The organism is Acidovorax sp. KPB24-03 (assembly GCF_057546605.1).
In genome coordinates, this window is record NZ_BAAJYR010000110.1 from 1 (window position 1) to 11,422 (window position 11,422).

The 11,422-nt window shown below is 65.8% G+C and carries 12 protein-coding genes; 6 read left to right on the forward strand and 6 right to left on the reverse strand.

What is annotated here, in order from left to right; translation table 11 throughout:
• The 3 genes from AC27KI_RS13255 to AC27KI_RS13265 form a co-directional block, all read left to right on the forward strand.
• The coding region (locus AC27KI_RS13255) for a DUF455 family protein (protein ID WP_487114204.1) at positions 1 to 326 on the forward strand (326 nt) is incomplete at its 5' end.
• A gap of 105 nt (positions 327 to 431) precedes the next feature.
• Entirely contained in the window at positions 432 to 1,697 is a 1,266-nt protein-coding gene (locus AC27KI_RS13260; RefSeq protein ID WP_487114206.1) for an EAL and HDOD domain-containing protein, read from the forward strand.
• 77 nt (positions 1,698 to 1,774) lie between these two features.
• Entirely contained in the window at positions 1,775 to 3,058 is a 1,284-nt protein-coding gene (locus tag AC27KI_RS13265; RefSeq protein ID WP_284430135.1) for an EAL and HDOD domain-containing protein, read from the forward strand.
• 50 nt (positions 3,059 to 3,108) lie between these two features.
• Here AC27KI_RS13265 and AC27KI_RS13270 read toward each other — a convergent pair whose 3' ends face one another.
• Positions 3,109 to 4,047 carry an AraC family transcriptional regulator gene (locus tag AC27KI_RS13270; RefSeq protein ID WP_284430134.1) on the reverse strand — a complete coding sequence of 313 codons (939 nt, stop codon included), beginning with the start codon at positions 4,045 to 4,047 and terminating at the stop codon, positions 3,109 to 3,111.
• A gap of 122 nt (positions 4,048 to 4,169) precedes the next feature.
• Here AC27KI_RS13270 and AC27KI_RS13275 point away from each other — a divergent pair, with 122 nt between their 5' ends.
• On the forward strand, positions 4,170 to 4,622 hold the full coding sequence (locus AC27KI_RS13275) for a nuclear transport factor 2 family protein (RefSeq protein ID WP_284430133.1): 453 nt from the start codon (positions 4,170 to 4,172) through the stop codon (positions 4,620 to 4,622).
• 57 nt (positions 4,623 to 4,679) lie between these two features.
• Here AC27KI_RS13275 and AC27KI_RS13280 read toward each other — a convergent pair whose 3' ends face one another.
• The 5 genes from AC27KI_RS13280 to pyrB form a co-directional block, all read right to left on the reverse strand.
• Positions 4,680 to 5,672 carry a Bug family tripartite tricarboxylate transporter substrate binding protein gene (locus tag AC27KI_RS13280; RefSeq protein WP_284430132.1) on the reverse strand — a complete coding sequence of 331 codons (993 nt, stop codon included), beginning with the start codon at positions 5,670 to 5,672 and terminating at the stop codon, positions 4,680 to 4,682.
• A gap of 78 nt (positions 5,673 to 5,750) precedes the next feature.
• The gene (gene xerD / locus AC27KI_RS13285) at positions 5,751 to 6,650 is read right to left on the reverse strand and encodes a site-specific tyrosine recombinase XerD (RefSeq protein ID WP_317359465.1); all 900 of its coding nucleotides are present in this window, start codon (positions 6,648 to 6,650) and stop codon (positions 5,751 to 5,753) included.
• Positions 6,651 to 6,730: 80 nt separating this feature from the next.
• Positions 6,731 to 7,693 carry a tripartite tricarboxylate transporter substrate binding protein BugE gene (locus AC27KI_RS13290; protein ID WP_272568039.1) on the reverse strand — a complete coding sequence of 321 codons (963 nt, stop codon included), beginning with the start codon at positions 7,691 to 7,693 and terminating at the stop codon, positions 6,731 to 6,733.
• A 232-nt stretch (positions 7,694 to 7,925) separates the two neighbouring features.
• Positions 7,926 to 8,648, reverse strand: coding sequence for a sulfite exporter TauE/SafE family protein (locus tag AC27KI_RS13295; protein ID WP_317359460.1), 723 nt, complete (start codon positions 8,646 to 8,648; stop codon positions 7,926 to 7,928).
• A 20-nt stretch (positions 8,649 to 8,668) separates the two neighbouring features.
• Positions 8,669 to 9,706, reverse strand: a complete 1,038-nt coding sequence (gene pyrB, locus AC27KI_RS13300; RefSeq protein WP_487089713.1) for an aspartate carbamoyltransferase — start codon at positions 9,704 to 9,706, stop codon at positions 8,669 to 8,671.
• 187 nt (positions 9,707 to 9,893) lie between these two features.
• Between pyrB and AC27KI_RS13305 the strand changes: the two genes are divergently transcribed.
• Together AC27KI_RS13305 and AC27KI_RS13310 are read left to right on the forward strand one after the other, a co-directional pair.
• Positions 9,894 to 10,814: a LysR family transcriptional regulator gene (locus AC27KI_RS13305; RefSeq protein ID WP_284406014.1), complete on the forward strand. Its 921-nt coding sequence runs from the start codon at positions 9,894 to 9,896 to the stop codon at positions 10,812 to 10,814.
• A 61-nt stretch (positions 10,815 to 10,875) separates the two neighbouring features.
• Positions 10,876 to 11,422 (forward strand): AEC family transporter (locus tag AC27KI_RS13310; protein WP_487114209.1); only part of this gene is annotated, 547 nt, incomplete at its 3' end.

Here is an 11,422-nt window from a genome sequence, read left to right on the forward strand (position 1 = left end):
TGGCCCTGGTGCCGCGCACGCTCGAGGCCCGCGGCCTGGACGCCACACCGCTGATCCAGCGCAAACTGCTGCAGGTGGGCACCGCCGACGCGCTGGCGGCTGTGGACATCCTGGACATCATCCTGCGCGAGGAGGTCGGGCATGTGGCGATTGGTAACCATTGGTATCGCTTCCTGTGCGATCGGGAAGGGCTGGACCCGATGGCGCACTACGCCCTGCTGGTCCGGCGCTACGAGGCACCACGCCTGAAACCGCCGTTCAACGCCGATGCCCGCCGCGCGGCGGGCTTCAGCGACGCCGAAATGGAGTGGCTGCAGCATGGCTGACCCGGCCGCGTGGGCAGCCGTTCTTTCCTACAATGCGCCCAAGCCCCGCAACCCCTTTGCCGAAGGGACGCGGCCCTTCCACCGATCGCCTTCCGTTCGCCATCCATGCCCCACACGCCTGTCGCCGGCAATTCCCCGTCCATTGCCCCCGAGAGCAGCCCTGCCGGCGCCATGATCGCCCGCCAGGCGATCATGAACGGGCAGCAGGCCGTGGTGGGCTATGAACTCTTCAACCGCTCGCGCTCCGGCCATGGCCACACGGCGGCAACGGACGTGTTCCTGGTGTTCACCGCGCTGTCGCACGCCGGCAGCGAGGAACTGGTGGGCAAGAAGCTCATCTTCGTCAACTGCACGCACGAGAGCCTGTCCGGCGGCCACCTGGAGCTGGTCGATCCCGACAAGGTCGTGCTGGAGATCCCGCCCCTGGGCCACGCGGCCGCCGAAGAGGTGAGTACGCGGCTGCCGATCCTGTCGGGCCTGCGCGGGCGGGGCTTCCACCTGGCCTTCAACCACACGGTGCTGGAATCGGCCTATGCACCGTGGCTGCCGCTGGCCGACTACATCAAGCTCGACCTGTCCGTACTGGCGCCGGACCAGCTGGCCGTGCTCATCAAATACGCCGGGCGGCACTCCAAGGCCGAACTGATCGCCGAGAAGGTGGAGACGGCCAAGCAGTACGACATGGCCTCCAGCAAGGGGGTGCAGCTGTTCCAGGGGTATTGGTTCTCCCGCCCCTCGCTGGTGGAGGCCAAGCTGCTCACCCCCGCGCAAAGCAGCATCATCCAGCTCATCAACCTCGTGCGCCAGCAGGCCAGCACGGACGAAATCGAAGAGGTTCTCAAAAAGGACGCGGGCCTGGCCTTCAACCTGATGCGGCTCATCAATTCGTCGGGTTTCGGGCTCTCCCGCGAGATCACCTCGTTCCGGCAGGCCGTGATGCTCATGGGGCTCAAGAAGCTCTTTCGCTGGGCCGCGCTGCTGCTCACCGCCTCGCGCGGTGGCGGCATCTCCGCCGCCGTCGGCCACACGGCCGTGGTGCGTGGTCGGTTGATGGAGCTGCTGGCCCTGGAGACCATGTCGCAGGAAGACGCCGATCAGGCCTTCGTGGTGGGCATCTTCTCGATGCTCGACCGCATGCTGAGCATGCCGATGGAATCCGCTGTGGGGCTGCTGCACGTGCCCGGCACCGTGTCGGACGCCCTGCTGCACCGCGCCGGCACGCTGGGCGAACTGCTGCGGCTGGCCGAAGCCTGCGAATCCAGCGACGATGCCGCCTTCGATCAGGCCGCCAGTTCGCTGCAACTGTCCAGCCAGCAAATCAACATGGCCCATTTGCAGGCACTGGCCTGGGCGGACCAGTTGACGGAATGAGCCCCAGAGTGGACGACAGCGTGCGGCTCTGGTGGTAAGGTCACCGAATTCATCCCACTCACTGACGCAGACCCTCCATGTCGAGCAACTCAGACAACGTACCGGCTTTCGAGAACACCGCCCCGCAAGGGGAGGACGAGGACTCGAGCAACCTGGCGATCATTGCGCGCCAGGCGATCGTGGATGAGCAGCGTGCCGTTTTCGGCTACGAGCTGTTCGACCGTTCCACCGCCTCCGATGCCCACACCGCGGCCAGCGATGCCGCCCTGCTCTTCAATGCCCTGTCGTATGCGGGCACCGAGGCCCTGGTGGGCAAGAAGACGGTGTTCATCAACTGCACGCACGAAAGCCTGGCCGGCGGCCACCTCGAACTGATCCACCCCGAAAAGGTGGTGCTGGAAGTGCCCCCGTTGCACGACGGCGCCACAGCCGAAGAGATCGAAGGGCGCGTGTCCACGCTCGAAGGCCTGCGCACGCGGGGCTTTCGCCTCGCCTTCAATCAGAACGTGCTGCGCCGCACCTATGCCAGCTGGCTGCCGCTGGCGGCCTTCGTCAAGCTGGACATGCAGGCCTTCCGGGCCGAGCTGGCCGAGCCCCTGGTGAAGTTCGCGCGCGCCAACTCCAAGGCGACGCTGGTGGCCGAAAAAGTCGAGACCGCCGAGCAGCACGAGCGCATGTCCGCACTGGGCGTGAAGCTGTTCCAGGGCTACTGGTTCGCCCAGCCCGCGCTGGTGAAGGCCCAGACCATCCGGCCTTCGCAGGCGACCATCATCCAGCTCATCAACCTGGTGCGAAAGCAGGCCAGCACGGCAGAGATCGAGGAGCTGCTCAAGAAGGACCCCACGCTGTCCTTCAACCTGCTGCGGTTCATCAACTCGTCGGGCTTCGGGCTGTCGTGCGAGGTCACCTCGTTCCGGCACGCCGTCATGATCCTGGGGCTCAAGAAGCTGTTCCGCTGGGCGGCGCTGCTCATGACCACCTCGCGCGCCGGCGGCTCTCCACCCGCCGTGGGTCAGACCGCCGTGGTGCGCGGCCGCCTCATGGAGCTGCTTGCCGCCGAACTGCTGCCGCCCGAGGAGTGCGACAACGCCTTCGTGGTCGGCGTGTTCTCGCTGCTGGACACCATGCTGGGCGTTCCGCTGGAAAAGGCGCTCGACTCCGTCGCCCTGCCCCAGCCCGTGATCGATGCGCTGCTGCACAACACCGGCGTGTTCGCACCATTCCTGGAACTCACCAAGGCCTGCGAAAGCGGCGACGAGGTGGCGTTCGCCCGCTCGGCCGACGCGCTGCACCTGTCCAACCGCCAGGTGAACTGGGCCCACTTGCAGGCGCTGACCTGGGCGGAAAGCCTGGGAGAGTGAGCGGCAAGGCCCCCGGTCGGTCCAGGCCGGGCCGGGGCTGGTTCCACGTTCTAACCAGCGTGTAACAGTGGGCTTTCACCCCGTTGCCTGCGACGAAACTCCGCAGGAGAACAGCGCACTTCGCGTTTGAAGAATTTGGTGAAGTTGGTCGCCTCGTCAAAGCCCAGCCTGTCGGCAATGGCGCCAATGGGCAAGTCCGTGTGCACCAGCAGCCGCTTGGCTTCGAGATTGATCCGTGCCGCGATCCACCCTTTGGCGGTCATGCCTGTAGCGGCGGCCAAAGACCGGCCCAGACTCTTTTCTGTATATCCGAGGTGACTGGCGTAATCGGCCACCTGATGCCAATTCGCAAAGCGCTCTTCAACCAGCGCCTGAAACCGTTGGAAGCGCTGTGACGCAGCGGAAACCGGCGGCTCATCCAACGGCCGCTGCCTTCCTTTCAGAAGGCTCAATCGTGCCAGCAGGGCGTGAAGTTGATGGCGCAGCAGAGCGTGCACGTGATCGAGGGAAGCCTCGAGGTGCGCGTCCTCGTACATCTGCTGAATCGAGCGACTCACCGTTCTCAACTGATCCTGGTCCAGAAGCAGCTTTTCCGGCAACCCGACCCGATCCGACACGAGCGCGGGGTCGCCCGATGCAGCAGATACGGGCATCGCAAACTCCGAGCGAAACAGGACGATCCAACCCTCCCAGTCTTCATCGCTCCCGAGGTTATGGGCCTGCCCTGGTCGAAGAATCAAAAACGTTCCTTGTTCGCAGGCAAACGGCTGGAAATCCACCCATTGAACGCACTCTCCTTGCGTGATGCACACCAGCATGAAAAAGTCGTAGCGATGGGTCGTTTGCACTTTTTCCTTGCCGCCGCGGCGCCATAGATCACCCGCCGGATAGACCTCCAGATCGAGCCGGTAGGGCGCCGTGGGGTCGTACTTCAGCCGCGGGATACCCGCATTGCTCATCCCTTTTGGAACACTCGCCACCTTCGACATCACTTGCCTCGCCTTTTGCATGAATGTCCCAAAAATACCATTTATTGTCCCAATAACATCGAGCAATTGGCCTCTATTTGTCCAACAATCACCATTCATATTTTATTGAAAGGTGATTTTTCATGACTGGCATCGACATTTCCAAGGCCTATATTCATGCGGTCCAGACGGGCGATCAGACGGCATTGATCCGACTGATTTCTCCCGATGTGATCTGGCACCAGCCAGGCAATCATCAGTTTTCCGGAACGCATCGCGGCATGGCGCAAGTCGGTCCGATGCTGGGCAAGATGATGGAAATCTCCAAAGGCACCTTCACGATCACCCACGCCAGTCACTACATGGCCAATGGCGACTGGGTTGCCGTGACGCTGGAGTTCGCTGGCGAGGCCAACGGCGTCAAGTTGAAGCAGCCGGGGGTCGATCTGATCCGCATCGAGCACAGCCAGATCGCCGAAGTTCGTCTCTTCTCCAGCGATCCAGCTCAAGAAGACTTGTTCTGGGGACGCGGCGCGGAGAATGAACCAGAAAGCGCCGTTCGCGCTCCTTCTACCGGCCCGCGCGCAGCTGCGTAGCGGAGTGAGCGTCGCGCATGCTCAGCCAAACGACCCCGCCACCTCCTGACAGCCGCATCAGTTCATCTGAATGCCCGCCGCGCGGATGATGCGGGCGTTGTTCTGCGACTCCTCGGCAATCTGCCGCACAAAGTCAGCCGCCTTGCCCCCTTGGGGCACGTTGTCGGTGGCTTCGAGCCGGGCGCGCAAATCCGGCAGGGCCAGGGCGCGATTGATCTCGGCATTCAAACGCTCCAAGATTGGCGCCGGCGTGCGCGCCGGCGCGAACACGCCAAACAGCGAACTCACGTTGGCGGCCGGAATGCCCAATTCGGCCAGGGTAGGCACGTCGGGCAAAGTGTCGAGCCGGGCGGGCGCACCCACGGCCAGCGCGCGCAGCTTGCCGGCTTGGATGTGCTGCATCACCGCAGGCCCGGCATTGGTGGACAGCACTTCGAACTGCCCGCTGAGCGCATCGTTGAGCTGCTGGCCGCCGCCCTTGTAAGGCACATGCGTGATCTGCGCCTGGGTGGACTGCATGATCTGCTCCAGCATGATGTGCCCGAGCGACGCCAGCCCCGAGGTGGCCCATCGCACCGCTCCTGGCTGCGCCTTCGCGGTGGCGAGCAACTGGCGGAAATCCTTGGCCTGGCTGGCGGGCGTGCCCAGCAGCAGCACGGGAGAGACCATCACGCTGGCCACCGGCGCGATGTCCTTGGCCGGATCGAACGGCGATTTGCCCAGGTGCGGGTTCAGGACCAGCGGGCTGATGGACGAAAAGCCCAGCGTGTAGCCGTCCGGCGCCGCCTTGGCCACGGCATCCATGCCGATGGAGCCGCCCGCCCCGGCCTTGTTGTCCACCACCACTGAAGTGCCCAGCTGGGCCGACAGCTTGTCGCCCAGGGCCCGGGCAACCACGTCGCTCACCCCGCCGGCGGGATAGGCCACCACGATGCGGATGGGACGGGACGGCCAGGCGGCTGCCTGCTGGGCGTGGGCTGCGAACGGCAGCGTGGACAGCCAGGAACAGCTGGCGGCCAGCATCCATTGCCGGCGGGAAAGATCGGTCATGCAAAGACTCCGGGTGCACAAAAGGAAACCGCGATTGTCCGCGCCCTGCGCAGCTCCCACCCGCTTCCCGGCACCCAACTATCCGCGGGGATGGTGCTGCGCGTGCAGCGCCTTGAGCCGCTCGCGCGCCACGTGGGTGTAGATGGTGGTGGTAGAGATATCCGCATGCCCCAGCAGCAGCTGCACCACGCGCAGGTCCGCCCCGTGGTTGAGCAGGTGCGTGGCGAAGGCATGGCGCAGCGTGTGCGGCGACAGCGGCACGGTGATGCCCGCCGCATGCGCCTGCTTTTTCACGATGACCCAGAACATCGCCCGGGTCATGCCCGCGCCGCGCTGCGTCACGAAAAGATCGTCGGTCTGCTGCCCGCCCAGGATGGCCGCGCGCGCCTCGCCCAGGTAGCGCTCCAGCCATGCCGCCGCCTCGTCGCCGAAGGGCACCAGCCGCTCTTTGCCGCCCTTGCCCATCACCCGCAGCACGCCTTCGCGCAGGCCCACCTGGAAGGTCTTGAGCGTGACCAGCTCGGTCACGCGCAACCCGCTGGCGTACATCAGCTCCAGCATGGCGCGATCCCGCAGCCCCAACGGGTGGCCGGTGTCCGGGGCGCGCAGCAGGGCCTCCACATGGGCTTGCGAGAGCGTCTTCGGCACGCGCAGCGGCTGGCGCGCAGCCTGCAGCCGGACCGTGGGATCGGCCGCGATGCGCCGCTCGCGCAGCGCCCAGTGGAAATAGCGGCGCAGCACGGTCAGGCGCCGATTGGCCGAGGTGGCCCGGGTCTGCGCATGGCGGGCCGCGAAATAACCCTGCAGGTGGTGTTCCTGCGTGCTGTCGATGGCCAGCGCGGACGGTTGCTCCGCCAGCCACTGGGCATACAGCGTCATGTCGCGCCGGTAGGCCGCCAGGGTGTTGCGCGAGAGACCGTCCTCCAGCCACAGCGCGTCGATGAAGGTGTCGATGGAGGTCTGGCTTTCGGGCAGCATCGCAAAACCATAGCACGATAAAAAAAAGGCCCGCGGGCGGTGCCGGCGGGCCTGGTCTGAGCAAGCGAAGACGCGCTGGCTCAGTCGAGCGACAGCTTCTGCTTTTGCACCACGGTCTTGTAGACCTCGAACTCGGCCTTGATCTGCTCGGCGAACTGCTCGGGCGTGTTGCCGATGATGATCGAGCCGGTGTCCTCGATGCGCTTGCGCACGGCCGGGTCTTCCAGCGCCTTGCGCACGCCGGCGTTGATCTTGTCCACCACGTCCTTGGGCAGATTCTTGGGGCCCAGGATGCCGTAGTAGGCCATGCGGTTCACCGGTTCCAGGCCCACTTCCTTGAAGGTGGGCACATTGGGCAGCGCGGCCACGCGCTGGGGCGCGGCGACCACGATGGGCACCAGGCGGCCATCCTTGATGAAGGCCAGCGCCGAAGGCAGGTTGTCGAAGATCATCGGCACCTGGCCGGCCACCGTGTCGTTCAAGGCCGGGCCCGCGCCGCGGTAGGGAATGTGCGTGACGAAGGTGTCGGTCAGGCTCTTGTACAGCTCCATCTGCAGATGGCCGATGCCGCCCGTGCCGGACGACGAGTACGAATACTTGCCCGGCACCTTCTTGATCTCGGCGGCGAAGCTCTTGTAGTCCTTGGCTGGAAAGCTGGGGTTCACCGCGATGATGTTGGGCGTTGCGGCGATGTTGATGATCGGCGTGAAGTCCGTCAGCGGGTTGTAGGGCGTCTTGGGGTTGATCGCCGGATTGGCCGCCGTGGTGGACACGGTGGCGATGCCCAGGGCATAGCCGTCCGGCGTCGCCTTGGCCGTCTCGGCCGCGCCGACCACACCACCGCCGCCCGCGCGGTTGTCCACGATCACGGGCTGGCCCAGCGCGCGCGACAGCGGATCGGAGATCACGCGGGCGATGATGTCAGTCGTCCCCCCAGGAGCAAAGGGCACCACCAGCCGGATCGGTTTGGTGGGATAGCTCTGGGCCATGGCACTGCCCGTGGCCACGAGGACGGCCAGACCCAGCCAGTTTCGGCGCTGCATAGAAGTCTCCTTGTACTGCTTGAACACGATGAAAACGATGGTGTGCATCCTAATCGCTGACGCACGCCGATCGTGGTCCGCATGGCAGTCCACAGTGAGGGATTTCCCGCACGCGCAAGGGCGGTTCCCGTTGGCAGGAGAAGGGTTCAGTGACGTCGTTGGGGGGCTGGCGTTGCTCCTTGCAAGTCAGAAGCACGGGCCGGACGGGCCCCATTCGGAGGACGGTACGGCATCACGCCATCGCGTCCCAGATCAGCTTGACGCCGACCAGCATCGTGCCTGCCAGGAACACGGTTTTCATGCGCTCGGGCGACAGCACCCGGGCCACCCAGGCGCCCATCACACCGCCCAGGGCGCAGCCGATGAAGAGTGGAATGCCCCACTGGAAATCGACCGCACCGTGGGTGATGAAGGTCGTCACGGACGAGCCCACCACGAGCAGGTTGAGGCGCGTCATGACCGAAGCGCTGTCGGAAAACGACAGGCCGAAAAAATGCATCAGCGCAAAGATGAGAAAGGTGCCGAAGCCCGCGCCGAAAAACCCCGAATACACGCACAGCGCGAACACCGTGGCGATGCCGGCCAGGGGCAGCCGCGCGGCTGGCGCCGAGGTGGCGGCGCGTGCGGAAAAATCCGTCCGGTAGGTGATCCACAACACCACGGCCATCATGGTGGCGACGATGATGCGCAGCACCCGGTCATCGACCCCGGTGACGATCAGCGAGCCCATCACGGACCCCGCTGCCGCCAGGGGCCAGAGCACCCAGGGAATGCGCACCGGGGCCGCCACGCCACGGCGGTGGGCCAGCGTGCCGGTGAAGAACGAGCCCACGAGCGCGAACTTCACGGTGGCGATGGCCGCGGCGGCGGAATGCCCCATCAGCAGCAGCAACGGCACGCCGATGGTGACGCCCCCTCCGACCGTCACGGCCACGCCACCCACAACGAGCCCCATCAGGGCCATTGCGCAGAGCATCACCATGCGAGGGACAACTCGTCGTTGCTGAGCACGTCGATCGCGCGGCGCGACAGCGCATCCGCCGCCAGTCCCCTGGCGCCACCACCGCCGTTGCCGCCGCTTCCTCTCCCCAGCGGCTGCGTCATGTAGCGCCGCAGCACGGCCATGCGCAGCGGCACGCCGTACGCGGCCTGCAGGAAATACTTGTTTTGCGGGGTCGGGTCCACGTCGGTGTCCAGCTCGTCCGTGCGAGGCAGGCAATGCATGACCGCCAGCCACGGTGGCGCCTTGGCCAGCAGCGCGCGGTGCACGCGGCATTTGTCCAGCTGGCGCTGGTACAGCGCGGCGTCGCTGAACATCTCGCGCTGCACGCGCACGACGTACAGCAGATCGACATGGCCCAGCATGGCCTGCACCGAATCGTGCAGATGGATGGGGCGGCGCGCCGCAGCGGCGAGGTCGGCCGGCAAAGGGCTGCCGTCGTCGGCTTCGCTGGCGGCATCGACGGCATGCAGCTCAACGTCGCGGAACTGCCCGAGGCCGACCAGCAGCGACTTCACCGCACGCGAGTAGCGCAGGCCGCCCACCAGCCCCACGCGCAGACCATCGAGGGTGTCGAAATGCTCGCGGGCGGTGTACAGGTCGATCAGCGTCTGGGTGGGGTGCCGGGCGAGCCCTTCGCCGGCATTGATCAGCGGCACGTCGAGGGTGCCCTTGATCTGCTCCATCACGCCATGGTCGGCGTGCCGCGCGACCAGCGCGTCGGAGTAGTAGCCGGCCATGCGGGTGGTGTCGAGCAGGCTCTCGCCCAGGGGTTGGCGGGTGCTGTGCATGTCGCAAACGCTCAGCACGCGCGCGCCGAGGCGGTAGGCCGCGGATTCGAAACTCAGCCGCGTTCGCGTACTGGGCTGGCAAAACAGGGTGAAAACGATTTTTCCGGCCAGCGCATTTCCAAATTCCCCGGGAAACCGCCGAATGTCGTCGACATCGGAAAACAGCGTCTCGATTTCGCTGCGCGAAAGGTCTTCGATGGATATCAGGTTTTTTGAGGCCATGCGCCATCAATCATTGCAGCCGACAAATACAAGGCGCTATCGGTGCGCCAGTGCGCACCGATAGCAGCTTGCTCCTCCCCTCCCGGCTTTTATTCAAGTCTCTGGAGTTTTTGCACGGGATGAATATTGACGGCATTCAATCCATAAGTGAAGATTTGCCGTCTTATACAAAACATAAGCTAAGCCTATGGAACGTACCTTGGATCTCGATCAATTACGGACCTTCGCGCTGGTGCTGGAATTGGGGAGTTTTTCTGCTGCGGCGCAACGGCTGGGGGTGACCCAGCCCGCGGTGAGCCTGCAGGTGAGAAATCTGGAGCGCCGGCTGTCGGTGCGCCTCATCGAGCGCGTGGGCCGCCGCGTGGGCCCGACCTCCGCTGGCGCGGATCTGCTGGCCCATGTGCCGCATGTGACGGCCGCCGTGGCCAATGCCGTGAGCGCCGCCACCTTCCACTCGGCCGGGGTGACGGGGCGCGTGCGGCTGGGCACGGGCCTGACCTCGTGCCTGTACCTGCTGCCGCCCATCCTGCAGGACCTGCGCAAGCGCTTTCCATCGCTGAGCATCCTCGTGAGCACGGGCAACACGGAGGACTACGTGCGCCGCATCGAGGACAACTCGATCGATGCCGCCATCGTGACGCTGCCCATTGTCTCGCGTGCGGTCGCCGTGGTCCCCATCCTGGAGGACGAGCTCATGGCCATCTGCCGCCGAGGCACCTGCCACTGGCCGCGGGCGGTCACCGCGCAGATGATGAACCAGCACCCGCTGGTGAAGTTCGAGACGGGCAGCAGCACGCGCGGGATCGTGGACGACTGGCTGAGCGCCGGCGGCACCCTGCCCACGCCCGCCCCCGTCATGGAGTTCGACAGCGTGGAGGCCATCAAGGCGATGGTGGCGGCCGGCCTGGGCTGCGGCATCCTGCCGCGCATGGCGCTGTCGGGCCACAGCCGCCGCCATGAAGACCTCGAACTGCGGCCGCTGGACCCGCCCCTGTACCGCACCCAGGCCCTCATCACCCGCCACGACAAGCCCATGAACCGGGGGCTTCAGAAGGTGATCGAGGCCATCGTCGAGGGCGGAAGGGCCGCGGCGCGGCCCGGTCCCTGAGGCGTCACCCGGGCCCGGCTTCGGGGGCCACCGGGGCGGGCCGCGCGGTATCCTGCGGGCCGTGAATTACGCGCAGCTCCTCCTTCCCGACTTTGCCCTCATCCTGTGCGGTTACCTGGTCTGCCGCTACACGGCCCTCAACCGCACCGTGTGGCAGCCGGTGGAAAGCCTGGTGTACTACCTGCTCTTTCCCATCCTGCTGTTCCAGTCCATCGTCAAAAGCCCGATCCAGATCGGCGAGGCCTCGGGGCTGATCGGTGCCGGCGTGGCAACGGGCCTGGTCGGCATCGCGCTGGCCTACAGCCTGCCGCGGCTGCCCGGCCTGCGTGGCCGCATCGACCCGCGCGACCACGCGGCCAGCGCCCAGGTGGCGTTCCGCTTCAATTCCTTCATGGGCCTGGCGCTGGCGGAACGGCTGGCGGGCCCGCAGGGCCTGCTGCTCATCGCCGTGCTGATCGGCGTGTGCGTGCCGCTGTTCAACGTGGCCGCGGTGTGGCCCATGGCGCGCGCGGGCCAGCACGGTTTTTTCAAGGAGCTGCTGCGCAATCCATTGATCGTGGCCACCGGATCGGGGCTGGCCGCCAACCTGCTGGGCTTTCACATTCCCG